Source organism: Microbacterium enclense (genome assembly GCF_001456955.1).
Lineage (GTDB): Bacteria > Actinomycetota > Actinomycetes > Actinomycetales > Microbacteriaceae > Microbacterium > Microbacterium enclense.
Map to the genome: position 1 here is coordinate 87,095 of NZ_KQ758471.1, position 17,727 is coordinate 104,821.

Consider the following 17,727-nt stretch of genomic DNA (forward strand, 5'->3'; position numbering starts at 1 on the left):
CTCCTCGGGGGTGTGACGAAGCAAGCCTAGGCGCGGTCGCTATTCGCAGCGCAGCCCGGCGTCGGGGACGGTGCCGTCGAGGAGGTAGTCGTCGACCGCCCCGTTCACGCACGCATTGCCTTTGTTGTAGGCCAGGTGCCCCTCGCCGACGTAGGTGACGAGCACGCCTTGCGACAACTGCTCGGCGAGCGCCTGGGCTTCGGTGTAGGGGGTGGCCGGGTCGCCGGTGGTGCCGAGCACGATGATCGGCGGGGCGCCGGGCGCGGTGATGGGCGCACGCGTGCCCGTCGGCGGCGCGGGCCACGCGGCGCACGGGTCGGGTCCGACCCAGTACGGTGCGATGACCGGAGCCTTCTGCTCGAGCTCGGCTTCGAGCGCCTCGTCGTCGGTCTCGCCCTCGTCGGGATAGTCGACGCAGTTGTAGGCGCGTAGGGCCTCGAGGGTGTTGCTCGAGTACTGCCCGTTCTCTCGGCCGTTGTAGAAATCCGCGAGCTGGAAGGCGACGGACGCGTCGCCGTTCTGCGCGTCCGTCAGCGCGATGCGCAAGTAGGGCCAGCTCTGGTCGCTGTAGAGCGCCGCGAGGACCGCCGTCACGAGCGTGTCCGCGCCGAGACGGCGTCCATCGCCGTTGTCGAGGGGCCGTGCGTCGACCCGCTGCAGCAACGAGGTCAGGTCGCTCATCGCGTCGTCGACGGAACCGCCGAAGGGGCAGTCCGAACGCGTCAGGCAATCCGCCATGAACGCCCGCAACGCATTCTCGAAGCCCACCGCCTGCGCGATTCCGCTCGCGCTGCCGGGGAGGCTCGGGTCGATCCCGCCGTCGAGGACCATGCGCCCGACCCGTTCGGGGAAGAGGCCGGCATAGGTGGCGCCGAGCAGCGAACCGTAGGAGAACCCGAGGTAGTTCAGGCTCGCGTCGCCCAGCACCGCCCGCAGCAGATCCATGTCGCGCGCCGAGTTCTCGGTCGAGACGTACGGGAGGATGCCGTCGCTTCCCGCCTCGCACGCCTGCGCGAAGCCGGCCTGTCGCTGCTCGAGCGCCGCGTTGCGTTCGTCGCTCCCTCGCTTCCCCGGTGGGATGTCGTAGAGGAAGGCATCCATGCCGGCAGCGTCGTAACACCGGACGGCGGTGGACTGCCCCACCCCCCGCGGATCGAAACCGATCACGTCGTACGAGGACGTCAGTTGCTCGTCGGCGACGAGCGAGAGCGAATCGCGCACCGTGTCGACTCCGCTCACACCTGGTCCGCCGGGATTGGTGAGCAGCGAGCCGAGGGGCTCGCCCGATGTCGCGCGGTGCCGGATGACGGCCAGCGACAGGTCACCGGCGGAGGGATCGGCGTAGTCACGCGGAGCGGTGACCGTGGTGCAGTCGAAGCCGGCACTGCCGCAATCGGTCCACGTCAGGGTCTGCCCATAGTACGGCAGCAGGGCCGCGTCGACGCCCTCGGTCTGCGGGGCGAGTGAGCGCCCCGTGTCGGGTGCCATCGGCGGGATCTGCGCGTAGAGGCACCCGGACAGCGTCACAGCCAGCCCCGCCAGCACCGTGATCGCCGCGGTCGCGCGACGGCGCAGGCTCACGGCGCCGATCCGTTCGCCACGGTGATCATGAGACTCTCCAGGGCCAGCAGCGGGGCCGCGTTCTGCTCCAGATTGCGGCGCGTGAGCGAGATGCGATCCAGCACCCCGAGCGTGCGAGCGGGGGTCCACTCACCGGCGAGGGCGCGCAACGCGTCGAGCCGCTCGCGATTGACGAGCTCGGCTTCACGGCCGTACTGGATCATCACGACGTCGCGGAACAGCGACTGAAGGTCGGTGAGCACGCGGTCGATGCCGTCGCGGAGGCTGCGAGTGGCCCGCCGCTTCTGATCGTCTTCGAGGGCGTTGACCTGTCCCCGGACCGAGGGCGGGACGGCCGCCCCTTCGGCGACGCCGAGCATGCGCAGCAGTGCCCGACGCTCCTCTTCGTCACGAGTGGCGGTCAGGGCCTTGGCGTCGTCGGTGGCCACGCGCACGATGCGCCCCGCGACGTCGACGGCGTCTGCGATCCCCCTCACCGCGAGCACGGCCGCGAGGGTCTCGGCCCGTCGCGCACGCGCGTCGTCGTCGGTCGCGAGGCGCTGGGCCATGCCGATGTGTCGCTGCGCGTGACGTGCCGATTCCTCGGCGATCTCGGCCGAGACGCCGGTGCGCTCCACGATCAGCGCCGCGACGTCGGCGACCGAGGGCTCGCGCAGGCGCAGCACCCGCACGCGCGAGCGGATGGTGGGCAGCAGATCGGCGTCGCTCGGGGCGCACAGCACCCACACGGTCTTCTCGGGCGGTTCTTCGAGGGCCTTCAGCAGCACGTTCGACGTGCGCTCCGCCATGCGGTCGGCGTCTTCGACGACGATCACGCGATGTCTTCCGAGCGACGGTGCGAACGACGCACGCTCGACGAGACGGCGTGCCTCTTCGATGCGGATCACGACCTGCTCGGTGCGCAGAGCGGTCAGGTCGGGATGGGTGCGGGCGAGCACCTGTTGTTGAGCGCGCTCGTCACCCGCATCGGCGATGAGCGCGGCGGCGAAAGCGTACGCCAGAGTGGAGCGCCCCGATCCGGGCGGCCCCGTGATGAGCCAGGCATGGGCGAGAGCGGAGGGATCGGATGCCGCCGTGCGCAGCGTCTCGACCGCGTCGTCTTGGCCCCAGACCGCGTCCCACGGGAAGGCGGCCGCGCCGGCGGATGACGGCGACGGCTCGAGGGCGACAGACATGGGCTCCAGCCTAACGGCGAGGTACGACACCGCCGCTGGCCGTCGACTGTGGATCGCGTGGCGGCCGGGACCCTCGAACGCACCGGCGCGCGGTGGACGGGAAACGTGCGCCGCAGCCGGTGCTCAGCGCAGACGCGCGGTCACGGCGTCCTGCACCTGTGCAGCGAGCTCGTCGGGAGCGGCTCGCGCATCGAGCACGAGGAAACGCTCCGGTTCGGCGCTCGCGAGCGCGAGGAATCCGTCGCGCACGCGCGCGTGGAACTCCTCCTTCTCGGCTTCGAGCCGGTCGAAGGGCTTGTCGTCGGCATCCAGACGACGGCGCGCGTCCGCGGGGTCGAGGTCGAGCAGCACCGTCAGGTCGGGCAGGAGCCCGTCGGTCGCCCAGAGCGAGAGCGCCCGCACGTCGTCGGCGTCGAGCACGCGTCCGGCCCCTTGGTAGGCGACGGAGGAGTCGAGGTAGCGATCCTGGATGACGACATCTCCGCGGGCGACGGCCGGCCGCACATGGGTCGCGATGTGGTGCGCGCGGTCCGCGGCGTACAGCAGTGCCTCGGCGCGGGGATCGATGTGGCCGCGATGGTGGAGCACGATGTCGCGAATGCGCAGACCGACCTCGGTGCCGCCGGGTTCACGGGTGCGCACGACGTTCCGGCCGCGAGTTCTGACCCACTGCTCGAGAAGCGCGGCCTGCGTGGTCTTGCCGGCGCCGTCTCCACCCTCGAAGGTGATGAACAGCCCCGGTCCCCCGGCCGCCGCCGCCCGTGGGGCGTGCAGCGACCGGGTGGTATCGCCCGTCACGACTCCGTCGCGGGCGCCTTGCGCCTGACCGCGGCCTTGGGCGCTGCGGCCTTGGCTGCCGTCGTCCTGGTGGCGGTCGTCTTCGCCGCGGCCGTCTTGGCGGCGGTCGACTTGGCGGCTGTCGTCTTCGCCGCGGTCGACTTGGCCGCGGTCGCCTTCGCCGTGGTCGTCTTCGCCGCCGTCGTCTTCGCCGCGGTCGACTTCGCCGCCGTCGACGTCTTGCGCGCGGTGGTCTTCTTGGGCGCCGGCCCCTTGGCCCGCTTGTCGGCGATCAACTCGACGGCGCGCTCGAACGAGATCTCCAGCGCGTTCTCGCCGCGCGGGACGGTCGCGTTGGTCTCACCGTCGGTGACGTAGGGACCGAATCGACCGTCCTTGAGCTTGATGGGCTTGCCGCTGACCGGGTCGGCGTCGAACTCCTTCAGGGCGCTCGATGCGCGGCGAGCGCCGTACTTGGGCTCGGCGTACTTGGCGATCGCCTCTTCGAGCGTGATGTCGAAGATCTGCTGCTCGTTGTCGAGCGAACGCGAATCCGTCCCCTTCTTCAGGTACGGGCCGAAGCGACCGTTCTGGGCCGTGATCTCGGCCCCCGTCTCGGGGTCGGCGCCCACGACGCGCGGCAGCGACAGCAACTGCAGGGCGGCGTCGAGGCCGATCGTGTCGACCGACATCGAGCGGAACAGCGACGCGGTCCGGGGCTTGGGCGCCGCCTCCTTCTTCACTCCGCGCTTCTTCGGCTGCTCGACCACCTCACCCGTAGCCTGATCGACCTCGTCGGGCTCCTCGGCATCCACTTCCTGCACGTACGGACCGAAGCGGCCGTCTTTCACGACGACGAGCTTGCCGTTGTCGGGGTTCTCGCCCAGCACGCGGTCTCCCGCCACCGGCGCCTCGATGAGCTCGCGGGCCTTCTCGGGCGTGAGCTCGTCAGGCGCGAGGTCTTCGGGGATGTTGACGATGCGGGGCTTGTCTTCGGCGTCGGCCGACGGGTCGACGACTTCGAGGTACGGACCGTACTTGCCGAAGCGCAGCGTCGCGGTGTCGGTGATGCGCGTGGAGTTCAACTCGCGCGCATCGATCTCGCCGAGGTTGTCGACGATGTGCCGCAGACCCACCTGCTTCTCGGAACCGAAGTAGAACGACTTCAACCATTCGGTGCGGCGCTGCTCACCGCGCGCGATCGCGTCGAGGTCGTCCTCGAGGGCGGCGGTGAAGTCGTAGTCGACGAGGTCGGCGAAGTGCTCCTCGAGCAGACGCACCACGCTGAAGGCGAGCCAGCTGGGCACGAGCGCCTGGCCGCGCTTGGTGACGTACCCGCGGTCGAGGATCACGCCGATGATGCTGGCGAAGGTCGACGGGCGACCGATGCCCTTCTCCTCCAACGCCTTGACGAGGCTCGCCTCGGTGTAGCGCGGCTTGGGCGAAGTGCTGTGCCCCTTGGGCTCGACGTCGCTGACGGCGAGCTCGTCGCCGACGGAGACAGCCGGCAGCGACTGGTCGGCGTCGTCGTCGTTGCGCTTCTCATCGGCGCCCTCTTCGTAGGCCTCGAGGAAGCCCTTGAAGGTGTAGACGGTGCCGGACGCCGTGAACTCGGCGACCTGTGCCTCCGCGTTCACGGTGAGGGTGACCGTCGTCGTCTCGTACTTGGCATCCGCCATCTGGCTGGCGACGGTGCGCTTCCAGATCAGGTCGTAGAGCTTCTGCTCGTCGCGGTCGAGCGCCGACGCCAGCGACGCCGGGGTCCGGAACTCCTCACCCGACGGGCGGATGGCCTCGTGGGCTTCCTGCGCGTTCTTCGACTTGCTCTTGTACACGCGCGGGTTGGCGGGGACCGCCTTGTCGCCGTAGAGCTTCACCGCCTGCGCGCGGGCGGCCGCGATGGCCTGGCCCGAGAGCGCGACGGAGTCGGTTCGCATATAGGTGATGAAACCCTTCTCGTAAAGACGCTGTGCGACGCCCATGGCGTGCTTGGCGCTCATCGAGAGCTTGCGGCCGGCCTCCTGCTGCATCGTGGAGGTCGTGAAGGGTGCGCGGGGACTGCGGGTTCCGGGCTTGGCCTCGACCTTGGCGACGGTGGCGCGACCCGCGGCGGTGATGGCCTCGGCGAGCGTGCGGGCGCGGGCTTCGTCGAGCACCACGACGGCCTTCTTGAGCTGGCCGTTGTCGTCGTAGTCGCCGCCTCGGGCGATGGGGGCGCCGTCGAGGCGGTTCAGGCGGGTGGTGAACGACGAGCCCGCCCGCGTGGCGAGCGCCTCGACGTCCCAGTACGACGCGGAGACGAACGCCATACGCTCGCGCTCGCGCTCGACGACCATGCGGGTGGCCGCGGACTGCACACGACCGGCGCTGAGGGCGGTGCCCTCGCGTCCGGAGCCGACCTTGCGCCACAGCACCGGCGACACGTCCCAGCCGTAGAGGCGGTCGAGGACGCGACGCGTCTCTTGCGCGTCGACGAGCGAGACGTCGAGATCGCGGGTGTGCTCGGCGGCGTCGCGGATGGCGTCCTTGGTGATCTCGTGGAAGATCATGCGGCGAACGGGGACCTTGGGCTTGAGCACCTCGAGGAGGTGCCACGCGATGGCTTCGCCTTCGCGGTCGCCATCAGTGGCGAGGAGGACTTCGTCGGCACCCTTGAGCGCCCGCTTGAGCTCGGCGACCGTCTTGGTCTTGCGGTCGTTCACGACGTAGAAGGGATCGAAGTCGTTCTCGACATCGATGGAGTACTTGCCGTACGCCGCCTTCTTGTCGGCCGGGATCTCCTTCTTCGAGGCGAGGTCGCGGATGTGCCCGACCGAGCTGAGCACTTCGTAGTCGTCGCCGAGGTATCCCTGAATCGACTTCATCTTCGTCGGGGACTCGACGATGACGAGCTTCTTGCCGTTTGCCACTGGGGTCCTTTCTTCGATGCACACCATACACACGCCTCCCTGTTCGGGTTCCGGGAGGATCACGGGCTCGGAGTGTCGGGGGGTCCGGCCCGGGAGCGCGCATCGAATGAGATTCCACCGTACGCCCCAGCGACCGTGATGGTCGCGACCAGACCCGCCACGTCGCACCCGCTGAGGCGCACGTCACCCGCCGCGGCGATCCGTCCGGCCCGCTCGCACGGCGCGCCGGACACCGCGCCGCTCGCCGCATCCGCGGCCGCGAGGGCTGCGGCGTCGGCGATGCCGGCCACCCGTCGGGCTTCGACGACGGCCCCGCCGACCACGCCGAGCGAGACGGTGACGGCGACCAGCGCCGCGACGACGCCGACCACGGAGACGCTTCCCGCCATCACCGTCCTCCGTCGAGCGCACAGGCGCGCGCCGTGACGGCGGGAAGCGGAAGCACCGCTCGCACGGGGGCGACAGCCGAAACGCACACGAGCCCGTCCTGACGCTGAACGGATGCCGTCGCCTCGCCGTCGCCCAACGCGGCGAACGCTTCGGCGTCGCCACGGCCGAGCAAGCGGGCCGCCTCGGTGACGGCGTGCTGCAGACGCACGGTCGCGGTCGCCGTGCCGAGCAGGCCGACACCGAGAGCCAGGACGACGATGACGGCGGGAAGAGCCACCGCGAACTCGGCCGCGACGGCGCCCCGATCGTCGAGCAGACGCCGGGTCATTGCACGGTGAGCGCGCGGCGCACGAGGTCGGTCAGGATGCCGCGCACCTCGTCACTGCGCATGATCACGACCAGGAGACCGGCGAAGGCGACGGCGGCCATCGTCGCGATGGCGTACTCGGCCGTGGCGGCACCGCGGTCGTCGAGGAAGAGCGCGCCGGCACGAGCCGTCGTCAAGGGCGGCAGAGCGAGACCGGCATCGGTGGAACGGGGTGCGACTGAGAACACGGACATGGGAACTCCTAGGGGGCGAGGGTGGGTGGTTGAGCAGGGGCGGGTCGAGGAAGCGCATGTACGCGCTGAAGAACGGGGGTGGTCGGGGAAAGGGACGGCGCGGGACGGGCCGGCGGTCCTCGTCGTCGGCGTGCGTGAGCAGCTCGCGGAGGGGGCCACCGACAGCGGCTCGGAGCGCGAGCCCGCGGCCAGGGCCCACCGCAGCGGCTCACGACGTGGGCCCTGGCTCGGAGCGCGAGCCCGCGGCCAGGGCCCACCGCAGCGGCTCACGACGTGGGCCCTGGCTCGGAGCGCGAGCCCGCGGCCAGGGCCCACCGCAGCGGCTCACGACGTGGGCCCACGGCCAGGGCACCCGAGCGGCTCACGGCGGGCGCCACGACGAGGGCCGCGACAACGGCCCCGCGGCAACGGCCACGGCACCGGCTGACGGTAGCGACTCACGGCAACGCCCCGGACCGGAGCACTCCGAGCATCATCGGCACGACCCCGAGAAGCAGGAACGCGGGAAGCGTGCACACGCCCAATGGCAGCAGCAGACGTGTGGACAGCCGGGCCGCCGCGGTGCGTCCTTCCGTCCGCGCGCGATGGCGGGCGAGCCAGGCGTGCGCGCGGAGGAGTTCCGCCGCGGGAACGCCCGCACGATGGGCGAACTCGACCGTCCGGGTCGCCTCATCGGCCGGCTCCCCGGAGACCGACTCGGGCATCGCCGCATCCACCAGACCGCGTGCGCGGTCGGCGGATACCCCGGCCGAGAGCGCGACGGCCCACAGCTGCGCCCGCAGGCCCGGAACCGACGTGGGCGGCCGGGCGCGCCGCCAGAGGTGTCGCGACCATACCCGAGCGATCACGACGAGCGTGGCGCCCGCCGCGAGGCAGAACGTCCCCCGTGGATCGGAGAGAAGGATGCCGACGGAGTCGAACCCGAGCGTGGCGCTCAACGGGATACCGAGAACCGGCAACCAGCCGAGGAGCCGGGCCGTCGCCGCGGGCTCGGCCAGGGCGACGCCGATGTCGCCCCTGACCTCCGCCGCGTCGCGAAGAGCTCCGACGACATCGCGCAGCGTGCCGGCGAGCGGCGCGCCCGTCTCGACGGCGACGGTCCACACCGCCGCGACCTCGGCCCACGCTCCGCCCGCCGACGCCAGGACGGCCCCCACGTCGCCACCCGCCTCCGCGGCGCGCGCGGCGGCAGCCAGGAGGGGGTCATCATCGGCGGCGAGGTGCGACCACGCTCTCGTCGGCGGCAACCCGGCGGACAGCAGCACGGCGAGCCGCATGATCGTCTCGATCGCATCGGGCGGCACGGCCGCGGCGCCCGAACGCCCGGCCGCTGTCACGCCCACCGTCCGGGCTCGATCGTGATGCGCCCCCGACGCACGACAGGACACCCCCAGCCCGTCACCTGTCGGCGTCCGGCGACCCTCTCGACGTGTACGACCGCGTCGATGGCGCTGGCGGTCAGGCGCGCGGTCGACGCGGCATCCATTCCCGCCAGCGCCCCCAGTGCCTCCAGGCGCGCCGCGACATCGGTGAGCCCGCTCGCGTGCAGGGTGCCGGCCCCGCCGTCGTGGCCGGTGTTCAACGCCATGAGCAGTTCGCGCAGTTCCTCGCCGCGGCACTCGCCGACGACGAGCCGGTCGGGCCGCATGCGCAGCGCTTCGCGCACCAGGCGGGCGAGGGGGATCCCGCCGGCGCCCTCGATGTTGGGTTGCCGCGCTTCGAGAGCCACATGATGGGCGTGCGCCGGGCGCAGCTCGGCCACCTCTTCGACCGTGATGATGCGCTCCATCGACGGCACCCGCGCGAGCAGGGCCGACAACAGTGTCGTCTTACCCGCCCCCGTGGCGCCGGTGATCAGGACGTTCTGACGACGGACCACCAGATTCTCGAGGTGCTCTCGTTGCGACGCGGACAGCATCCCTCCCCGTTCGAGGTCCGCCAGATCCGGTGAATCCCACCGCGGCACACGAACCGACAGCGTCGTTCCGGTCACGGCGACGGGCGCGAGGACGGCGTGGACGCGCACCCCGCGTTCGAGTCGGACGTCGACGCACGGTGCGGCGTCGTCGAGGTGCCGCCCGCCGAGCGCGATCAGCCGAACCGCGATACGACGCACCTCGTTCTCGCCCGCACGCCAGGAGTGCACGCGCTCGGCGCCGTCACCGCGGTCGACGAACAGACCTCTGTCGCCGTTGATGAACAGGTCCGTGACATCGGGGTCGTCGAGGAACGGACGGAGGAAGGCCAGCGCCGGATCCCGCCACGCCGTCGCGGTGGCGGCGGCCGTCGTCTGCAGGGGCGAAGGGGTCGATGACATGCCGACGACCGTACGGACGACGCCCGCACGCGCGGCGTCGTCACGAGGGCACCCGTGGACGACCGACCCGAATGCACAGCTGGGGAGGAGGAGCCCGCGCTCCCCGCTCCGAGGGCCGCCCCGCAACCGGCCGGAGGTCCGCACGACGACACCATGACGTGGGAGGACCGACCACCGATCGCCGCTCGCGGACGGCGAGCGCCGGGGCTCGTCTCGGCGACCGGCGCAGAAAATGAAGGGGGCGGCATCCCGTCAGTGGGGGGCGAGGGATGCCGCCGTGCGCCGGAGGAATATTGGGGGGCTCCCCCCGGACGCAAATGCCGGAAGCGATGTTCGGGCGTGCCTAGATTACGCAAGGAAAATTGATCTAACCAACTCGAAACACCCATCCACGGCGATATATCACCTGTTTCGCGTTATTCGAGATGCCAACTATCGGAGGTGGCCCCCACCGGGGGCGGTCGATAGCGTGACCGGGGTGACGACGCCCCGCGCTGACGCGGGCGTCATGTGATGCGAAGGAGCGCCGCGATGAGCAGCCAGATCGACCACCTCCTCTCCGAATCCCGCCGGTTCCCTCCGCCGGCCGCATTCGCCGACCAGGCCGTCGGAGACCGCACCCTCTACGAGCGCGCCTCCGCCGATCGGGAAGGGTTCTGGGCCGAGCAGGCGCGGGAACTGCACTGGCACACGCCGTTCACCCAGGTTCTCGACTGGTCGAACCCGCCCTTCGCGGAATGGTTCGCCGACGGTGAGCTCAACGTGGCCTACAACTGCCTCGACCGCCACGTCGAGGCGGGCAACGGCGATCGCGTCGCTCTGCGGTGGGAGGGCGAACCCGGCGACACACGCAACGTCACGTACGCCGAGCTCACGGATGAGGTCAAACGGCTCGCCAACGTGCTGACCGGCCTCGGTGTCGAGCAGGGCGACCGCGTCGCGCTGTATCTGCCGATGATCCCCGAGGCGATCGCGTCGATGCTGGCGGTGGCCCGCATCGGCGCGGTGCACTCGGTCGTCTTCGGCGGATTCTCGGCCGACAGCCTGCGGGCGCGCATCGATGATGCCGGGGCGAAGGTCGTCATCACCGCAGACGGCGGCTGGCGGAAGGGCAAAGTGTCGCCCCTCAAGCCCGCGGTCGATCAGGCACTGGCGGATCGCAACGGATCCGGCATCCAGGAGACCGTGGAGCACGTCATCGTCGTCCAGCGCGGGGGCAACGACGTCGAGTGGATCGACGACCGCGATCTGTGGTGGCACGACATCGTGCCGCAGGCGTCAGCCGACCACGAGGCGCGGGCCTTCCCCTCCGAGACGCCGCTGTTCATCCTGTACACCTCCGGCACCACGGGCAAGCCGAAGGGGATCCTCCACACCTCGGGCGGCTACCTGACGCAGGCCGCGTTCACGAACCGCGTCGTCCACGACGTGCACCCTGAGAGCGATGTCTACTGGTGCACCGCCGACATCGGGTGGATCACCGGACACACCTACGTCACCTACGGCCCCCTCGCCAACGGTGCGACACAGCTGCTGTACGAGGGCACGCCCGACACGCCCCACCCCGGCCGGTGGTGGGAGCTGATCGAGAAGCACGGCGTCACGGTCTTCTACACCGCGCCCACCGCGATCCGCTCCTTCATGAAGATCGGTCGCGACGTGCCCCAGAAGTTCGACCTGTCGTCGCTGCGGCTGCTCGGCTCGGTCGGTGAGCCGATCAACCCCGAGGCGTGGGTCTGGTACCGCGAGATCATCGGCGCCGACGAAACGCCCATCGTCGACACGTGGTGGCAGACCGAGACGGGAGCCATCATGATCTCGGCGCTGCCGGGCGTCACCGAGACCAAGCCCGGCTCCGCGCAGGTTCCGATACCCGGCATCTCGATCGCCGTGGTCGACGATGCCGGCGAGCCCGTCGGCAACGGCAGCGGAGGGCTGCTCGTGGTGACCGAGCCGTGGCCGAGCATGCTGCGCGGCATCTGGGGAGACCCCGACCGCTACCGCGAGACGTACTGGGAGAAGTTCGCCGACAAGGGGTACTACTTCGCCGGCGACGGCGCGCGACTCGACGACGACGGCGACGTCTGGCTGCTCGGACGCGTCGACGACGTCATGAACGTCTCGGGCCACCGCCTGTCGACCGCTGAGATCGAATCGGCGCTCGTGGGTCACGAGGGCGTGGCGGAAGCCGCGGTGGTGGGAGCATCCGACGAGACGACCGGCCAGGCCGTGGTCGCGTTCGTCATCATCAAGAGCCGGTACCTCGCGCAGAAGCCCGTCGAGGGACTCGGAGACGAGCTGCGCCGATGGGTGGGCGAGCAGATCGGCCCCATCGCCCGGCCGCGCGACGTCTACATCGTGGGCGAACTGCCCAAGACCCGCTCGGGCAAGATCATGCGCCGCCTGCTGCGGGACGTGGCCGAGGGACGCGAGGTCGGCGACACCACGACGCTGGCCGACACCGCCGTCATGAGCGTCATCAGCGCCCAGGTGAAGTGACGTCGGATCCGTGGATGCCGCACCACTCGGCATCCACGGATACGCGGGGGGACGAAATCGCCGCCCGCGGACACGAAAAACGGGGCCGTTCGTACGAACGGCCCCGTTTCATCGTCGTCAGACGGAGCGGCGGCGGCGGAGCAGCAGGATCACTGCGCCCGCGGCGAGGGCGCCCGCAGCGATGAGCGCGATGGGCAGCAGAGCGGCACCGGACATACCGGTGTTCGCCAGCGAGCCCTTACCGGCCTGACTGTTACCGGCCGGCACGGGAACCGCGGTGGCCGTGGCCGTCGGCGTCGCGGAGGGCGCGACCGTCGGCGTCGAGGTGGCCGTCGGCGTGGCGGTCGGCGTCGGACCACCGGTCGGGGCCGTCGTCGGCGTCGGGGTGATCGTCGGCTGAGCGGTGGGCGTCGCCGTCGGCGCGGCGGTGGGCGTGGCCGTCGGCGCGACGGTGGGCGTCGGAGTGGGCGTCGGCGGAAGGTCGCAACCGATGACGGTGACGCGCGAGTCCCACGCCGTGATGACGCCCGAGGTCCACTCGGGGTCGCCGCCGCGCGACGACGAACCGAATGCGACACCCGCGGTGGTGTCGAGGTCGCTGCAGTCGTACCCGTCGAACGACGCCGACCAGGTCCAGGTCTCACCGGGCGCGAAGCGCTTCTCGCTGAAGGTCTCGACCCACCCGTTGGTCTGAGCGACCGTCGCCGAGCCGTACGCCGTGACGGCCGAGGTGTTCTGCGCCCAGACCGCGACGTCGACCTCGTTGGGCGTAGTGAAGTCCAGCGTGACCCGCACATCGCCCGTGATGTCGGCCGCGTGGGCAGCGGGGACGCTGATCCCGGCGCCGACCGCGAGAGCGAGCGCCGTTGCGCCGGCCGCCCAGAATTTCGTCGTCTTCTTCATATTTCCCCGTTTTCCCCTAAGAAATGTGCCCCCCACAGCACGTGGAAGGCGAGCGCAGATACGCTACCCCGCAAATACCCTAATCATTAGGTGTGCAGATTCTGAAAACGGGGGAAACACGGTAGGTTACGCTCTCATTTCTCGCGCGGCCGCCCATTTCATGCGACAGCGAAAACGACCTCGACCTCGACCGGGCTGTCCAGAGGCAGCACCGGCACACCCACCGCCGAGCGCGCGTGAGCGCCCGCCTCGCCGAACACCTCGCCGAGGAATTCGCTCGCCCCGTTGATGACGCCGGGCTGCCCCGTGAATTCGGGAACGGATGCCACGAAGCCGGTGATCTTGAGCACGCCGGCGAGATTGTCGACACCGCCGACGAGAGCTGCTGCCGCGGCGAGCGCGTTCAGCGCGCACTGACGGGCGAGGGTCTTGGCGTCCGCAGGGTCGACCAGACCCTCCGATTCTCCGACCTTGCCGGTGGCGGGGAGAGTGCCCTGCACCATCGGCAGCTGGCCCGAGGTGTACACGAGGTCGCCGTGACGCTTCGCCGGGATGTAGGCGGCGACGGGCGGGACGACGCCGGGCAGGTCCACCCCCAGCTCTGCCAGGCGGGCCGAGACGCTCACTGCTGACCTTCGAACTGGCGCGCGGCTGCTTCAGCGGCCCCGAGCCCTGCGTTGGCCGTGCCCCCGCCCGTCGGGCGCTTGAAGTAGGCGACGAGCCCACCCTCGGGGCCGGGCACCACCTGCACGAGCTCCCATCCCTGCTTGCCCCAGTTGTTGAGGATGGCGGCCGTGTTGTGGATCAGCAGCGGAGTGGTGAGGTATTCCCACGTGGTCATGTCGGGCTCCCGGCGATGGCTCGGAGCGCGCAGCAGGCGTGCGCGCGCGGTCGAATGGCGTACGCGCGCGGGCGCACGCTTTCAAGGCATCGCCCAGCAACGTCGCTTAGCATCAACCCTATGCCCGAGAACAAACGTACGGCTAGCGGTGCCCTCGGCGGCATCCTGGGCCTCGTCGGACTCAGCGCGGTCGCCGGACTCCTGGTCACCGCCGCCGTCACGCCGGCCATCGCCGTCTCCGGTGCCGCTGCCTCCAGCGCCATCACCATCTTCGACAAGATGCCCAGCTACCTGCAGCCCGACGAGCTCATGCAGCCGACGACGCTCATGGCCGGCGACCGGGTGCTGGCGAAGTTCTACGACCAGAACCGCTCCCCCGTCACGTTCGAGCAGATCGCGCCCGTCATGTACGACGCCGTCCTGTCGTCGGAAGACCCGCGCTATTACCAGCACGGCGGCGTCGACCTGATCGGAACCACGCGCGCGCTGCTCAACAACGCCGCCAGCGGCGAGACGCAGGGTGGATCCTCGATCAGCCAGCAGTACGTGAAGAACGTCCTCGTGCAGCGGTGCGAGCGCGACGCGAAGGCCGTCGAAGCCACCGAGACCACCGTCGGCAAGACGCGTGACGAGGCCCTCCAGGAGTGCGCCAGCGCCGCCGTGCAGGCGGACGGCCCCGAGGGCTACCAGCGCAAGCTGCAGGAGATGCGCTACGCCATCCAGCTCGAGAAGGAGTACTCGAAGGACCAGATCCTTCTCGGCTACCTCAACATCGCCAACTTCGGCGGAGTGACCTACGGCATCGACGCCGCGGCGAAGCGGTACTTCAACGTCTCAGCCTCCGAACTCAACGTCGGTCAGGCGGCGGTGCTCGCCGGCATGGTGCAGAACCCCAATCGCTTCCGGATCGACCGGCCCGACGGCTCCATCTTCGACAGCGACGGAACGGCGTACAACAAGCAGCCCGACGGCTCCATCGACGACGTCGAGCAGAGCACGATCCAGGCCCTCTACACCCTGCGCGACAACGGTGAGATCACGCAGGAGCAGCTCGTGGCGGCCGCCGACGGCTACAGCGAGACGAAGGGTCGTCAGCTCTACGTGCTCAGCCGCATGGAGGTCGACGGCAAGATCACGCACGAGCAGTACGTGCAGTACGCCATCGAGCCCATCACTCCGAACCTGTCGGAGACCGAGCAGGGCTGCGGCTCGTCGGGGGCGGCGTACTTCTGCCAGTACGTGGTGTCGACGATCCTCAACGACCCGGCCTTCGGCGCCGAGACCGACGACCGCGTACGCGCCCTCCGGCAGGACGGCCTGACGATTCAGACCACGCTCGACTGGCGCATGCAGGATGCCGCGCAGAACACGATGAACGAGAACACCCCCGAGAGCATCGAGGGGATGAAGTTCGGCTCGACCGCTGTGAGCCTCGAGGCCAAGACCGGCCGCGTCCTCGCCATCGCGCAGAACACCAAGTTCACGCAGGACCCGGAACAGACGGACCCGTCGTACAACCAGATCGTGTTCGCCGGCGATCGCGACAACGGCGGCTCGATCGGCTTCCCCGTCGGATCGACGTTCAAGCTGTTCACGCTGATCGATTGGCTCGAGAAGGGTCACTCCCTGAACGAGAGCCTGAACGGACGCCTTCGACCCGTCCCGAACATGACGAACTCGTGCTCGGGCAACTGGGTCAACCAGGGCAATTACACCATCAACAACTTCGCGCGGAACCCGGGTTACTTCGGCACGCCGATGATGTTCACGCGCGACTCTCTGAACACCGGATACCTCGCCATGGCGGCGGAGCTCGACCTCTGCGACATCGCCAAGGTCGTGAAGAAGCTCGGCGTGCAGACCGGAACCGGCGACGAGATCAAGATGGAGAACGCCAACGAGGTGATCGGCAGCGACAACGTCTCACCGCTCGCCATGGCCGGCGCGTTTGCCACGGTCGCCAACGGCGGCACCTTCTGCCAGCCGAAGGTCATCGACAAGGTGACGACGGCCGACGGCGAGGAACGGCCCATCCCGGAGCGGACGTGCCAGACGGCACTCACGCCTGAGATCGCCGCGACGACCGCGTACGCCCTTCAGGGCGTCATGCAGGGGCAGGGCACGGGCGTCGACGCCAACCCCTACGACGGCACCCCCGTCATGGGCAAGACCGGTACGCACGAGGGCTTCCAGACATGGATGATCGAGTCGTCCACCAACGCGACGACCGCCGTGTGGGTCGGCAACTGGGACGGCGACAAGGATCTGTTCGGCAAGTACGCCAAAGGCAATCAGCTGAGCAGCATGCGTTACATCCTGGCGAAGGACATCCAGAGCGCCGCCAACGAGTTCTACGGTGGCGACCGATTCCCCGACCCGGTGTCGAACCTGCTGCGCACGCAGCAGCGCGACCTGCCCAACGTCGTGGGTCAGTCCATCGACAGCGCGCGCTCGACGCTGACCGGAGCAGGTTTCCGCGTCTCGGTGGGCGAACCCGTCGACTCCCCGTCCGGCGGCGACACCGTGGCCGCGCAGAGCCCCAACGGCGGCTCCGCCCCGGCCGGTTCGACGATCACGATCAACCCGGGCAACGGTCAGGGTGGAACCGTGCCGAACGTCGACGGCCAGACGGTCAACGCCGCGCGGGCCGCTCTCGCGGCCGCCGGCTACGGCAACATCTCGATCGGCGGCTGTCAGCGCGACGCCAACGCACCCGCCGAGGGCCAGGTGACGAGCACCAACCCGGCGGGCGGCAGCGCGGCGAACAAGAGCGTGACCGTCACCCTGGCGGTCGCCGCGAAGGAATGCCCGTGACGCGCCCCCTCGTGACCGCCGCCCTCGCGCCCCTCGGGGTCGCGGGGGCGGCGGCCGTCGGAGCCGCGGTCTGGGGAGTCGGGGTCGAGCGCTACCTGTTCACGGTGCGCTATCACGCCCTCCGTGTGCTGCCGAAGGGTGCCGAGCCCCTCCGCGTCTTGCACGTGTCCGACGCTCACATGGCGCCGTGGCAGCACCGCAAGCAGGAGTGGATGGCACGCCTGGCGGAGCTGGCTCCCGACCTCGTCGTCAACACCGGCGACAACCTGGGACACCGCGACGGGCTGACCGGTATCCGCACGGCCTTCTCCCCGCTCCGCGACGTGCCCGGGCTCGTCGTCCACGGATCGAACGACTACCAGGAGCCGGCCCCGCGAAATCCGCTGCGCTACTTCCTGGGGCCCTCGGGAAATCTCCCCGCGCACAAGCACCTCGACGTCGGCGCGCTCGACCGGTTCTTCACCGACGACCTCGGGTGGAGCATCCTCGACGACACGGCGGTCTCATTCGAGCTCAAGGGGCTCCGCGTGACCGCGTTCGGCGTCAACGACGGACACCGCAATTGGGACCACCCCGAGCTGATCCCGCCGATCCTCGAGACCCTGGATGCCGCCGATCTCACGCTGGGCGTGATGCACGCGCCCTATCGGCGCACGCTGGACACCTTCATCGACCTCGGCGCCGACGTGCTGTTGGCGGGTCACACGCACGGCGGCCAAGTGCGCATCCCCTTCAGTCGGAAGGCGCTCGTGTCGAACTGCGACATCCCGCTCGATCAGGCCCGGGGCCTGAGCGAGTGGACGTACGACGGTCGGACGGTGCCGCTCAACGTCAGCGCGGGCCTCGGCCACTCGATCTACGCGCCCGTGCGGTTCGGCTGTCGCCCGGAGGCGACGCTGTTGACGCTGCTCCCGCGCTGAGCCTCCTCCCCACCTCGCGAAGGGGTCGGTCCCTCCACGG

At 70.0% G+C, this 17,727-nt stretch carries 15 protein-coding genes; 3 read left to right on the plus strand and 12 right to left on the minus strand.

Features of this window, described 5'->3' with window-relative positions:
- Positions 1-39 precede the first annotated feature (39 nt).
- The 9 genes from AS029_RS10555 to AS029_RS10595 form a co-directional block, all read right to left on the minus strand.
- A complete protein-coding gene (locus AS029_RS10555) occupies positions 40-1,581 on the minus strand; it encodes an alpha/beta hydrolase (RefSeq protein ID WP_228375930.1) in 1,542 nt (513 codons plus the stop codon).
- Positions 1,578-2,756: a DNA polymerase III subunit delta' gene (locus tag AS029_RS10560; RefSeq protein WP_058232563.1), complete on the minus strand. Its 1,179-nt coding sequence runs from the start codon at positions 2,754-2,756 to the stop codon at positions 1,578-1,580. The genes AS029_RS10555 and AS029_RS10560 overlap by 4 nt, the downstream gene beginning before the upstream one ends.
- 123 nt (positions 2,757-2,879) lie before the next feature.
- A complete protein-coding gene (gene tmk, locus AS029_RS10565) occupies positions 2,880-3,554 on the minus strand; it encodes a dTMP kinase (protein ID WP_082642268.1) in 675 nt (224 codons plus the stop codon).
- Positions 3,551-6,442 carry a type I DNA topoisomerase gene (topA, locus tag AS029_RS10570; RefSeq protein WP_058232564.1) on the minus strand — a complete coding sequence of 964 codons (2,892 nt, stop codon included), beginning with the start codon at positions 6,440-6,442 and terminating at the stop codon, positions 3,551-3,553. Before topA ends, tmk begins: the two co-directional genes overlap by 4 nt.
- A gap of 59 nt (positions 6,443-6,501) precedes the next feature.
- Positions 6,502-6,831 (minus strand): Rv3654c family TadE-like protein, encoded by a 330-nt coding sequence (locus AS029_RS10575; RefSeq protein ID WP_058232565.1) that lies wholly within the window; start codon positions 6,829-6,831, stop codon positions 6,502-6,504.
- Positions 6,831-7,160 carry a hypothetical protein gene (locus AS029_RS10580; RefSeq protein WP_058232566.1) on the minus strand — a complete coding sequence of 110 codons (330 nt, stop codon included), beginning with the start codon at positions 7,158-7,160 and terminating at the stop codon, positions 6,831-6,833. Before AS029_RS10580 ends, AS029_RS10575 begins: the two co-directional genes overlap by 1 nt.
- On the minus strand, positions 7,157-7,393 hold the full coding sequence (locus AS029_RS10585; protein WP_058232567.1) for a DUF4244 domain-containing protein: 237 nt from the start codon (positions 7,391-7,393) through the stop codon (positions 7,157-7,159). The genes AS029_RS10580 and AS029_RS10585 overlap by 4 nt, the downstream gene beginning before the upstream one ends.
- A 437-nt stretch (positions 7,394-7,830) precedes the next feature.
- The gene (locus tag AS029_RS10590) at positions 7,831-8,730 is read right to left on the minus strand and encodes a type II secretion system F family protein (protein ID WP_228375931.1); all 900 of its coding nucleotides are present in this window, start codon (positions 8,728-8,730) and stop codon (positions 7,831-7,833) included.
- Positions 8,727-9,710, minus strand: coding sequence for a TadA family conjugal transfer-associated ATPase (locus AS029_RS10595; protein WP_058232568.1), 984 nt, complete (start codon positions 9,708-9,710; stop codon positions 8,727-8,729). Before AS029_RS10595 ends, AS029_RS10590 begins: the two co-directional genes overlap by 4 nt.
- Positions 9,711-10,241: 531 nt before the next feature.
- On the opposite strand from AS029_RS10595, the gene acs reads away from it, so the two are divergent.
- Positions 10,242-12,209: an acetate--CoA ligase gene (gene acs / locus AS029_RS10600; RefSeq protein WP_058232569.1), complete on the plus strand. Its 1,968-nt coding sequence runs from the start codon at positions 10,242-10,244 to the stop codon at positions 12,207-12,209.
- A gap of 117 nt (positions 12,210-12,326) precedes the next feature.
- On the opposite strand, the gene AS029_RS17625 is transcribed toward acs, so the two are convergent.
- From AS029_RS17625 to AS029_RS10615, 3 genes are all read right to left on the minus strand, one after another.
- Entirely contained in the window at positions 12,327-13,112 is a 786-nt protein-coding gene (locus AS029_RS17625; protein WP_058232570.1) for an LPXTG cell wall anchor domain-containing protein, read from the minus strand.
- Between the two features lie 158 nt (positions 13,113-13,270).
- Positions 13,271-13,738 carry a RidA family protein gene (locus AS029_RS10610; RefSeq protein WP_058232571.1) on the minus strand — a complete coding sequence of 156 codons (468 nt, stop codon included), beginning with the start codon at positions 13,736-13,738 and terminating at the stop codon, positions 13,271-13,273.
- Positions 13,735-13,953, minus strand: coding sequence for a Sp36 family protein (locus tag AS029_RS10615; protein WP_058232572.1), 219 nt, complete (start codon positions 13,951-13,953; stop codon positions 13,735-13,737). The genes AS029_RS10610 and AS029_RS10615 overlap by 4 nt, the downstream gene beginning before the upstream one ends.
- A 120-nt stretch (positions 13,954-14,073) precedes the next feature.
- Here AS029_RS10615 and AS029_RS10620 point away from each other — a divergent pair, with 120 nt between their 5' ends.
- Positions 14,074-16,767: a transglycosylase domain-containing protein gene (locus AS029_RS10620; protein WP_058232573.1), complete on the plus strand. Its 2,694-nt coding sequence runs from the start codon at positions 14,074-14,076 to the stop codon at positions 16,765-16,767.
- Positions 16,758-17,687, plus strand: coding sequence for a metallophosphoesterase (locus AS029_RS10625; protein WP_058232574.1), 930 nt, complete (start codon positions 16,758-16,760; stop codon positions 17,685-17,687). Before AS029_RS10620 ends, AS029_RS10625 begins: the two co-directional genes overlap by 10 nt.
- Positions 17,688-17,727: the final 40 nt, after the last annotated feature.

Coding starts and splice junctions, on each gene's coding strand:
- AS029_RS10560 (WP_058232563.1), bottom strand. CDS start 2,756: ATGTCTGTCGCCCTCGAGCCGTCGCCGTCATCCGCCGGCGCGGCCGCC.
- AS029_RS10575 (WP_058232565.1), bottom strand. CDS start 6,831: ATGGCGGGAAGCGTCTCCGTGGTCGGCGTCGTCGCGGCGCTGGTCGCC.
- AS029_RS10580 (WP_058232566.1), bottom strand. CDS start 7,160: ATGACCCGGCGTCTGCTCGACGATCGGGGCGCCGTCGCGGCCGAGTTC.
- AS029_RS10585 (WP_058232567.1), bottom strand. CDS start 7,393: ATGTCCGTGTTCTCAGTCGCACCCCGTTCCACCGATGCCGGTCTCGCT.
- AS029_RS10595 (WP_058232568.1), bottom strand. CDS start 9,710: ATGTCATCGACCCCTTCGCCCCTGCAGACGACGGCCGCCGCCACCGCG.
- acs (WP_058232569.1), top strand. CDS start 10,242: ATGAGCAGCCAGATCGACCACCTCCTCTCCGAATCCCGCCGGTTCCCT.
- AS029_RS17625 (WP_058232570.1), bottom strand. CDS start 13,112: ATGAAGAAGACGACGAAATTCTGGGCGGCCGGCGCAACGGCGCTCGCT.
- AS029_RS10615 (WP_058232572.1), bottom strand. CDS start 13,953: ATGACCACGTGGGAATACCTCACCACTCCGCTGCTGATCCACAACACG.
- AS029_RS10620 (WP_058232573.1), top strand. CDS start 14,074: ATGCCCGAGAACAAACGTACGGCTAGCGGTGCCCTCGGCGGCATCCTG.
- AS029_RS10625 (WP_058232574.1), top strand. CDS start 16,758: ATGCCCGTGACGCGCCCCCTCGTGACCGCCGCCCTCGCGCCCCTCGGG.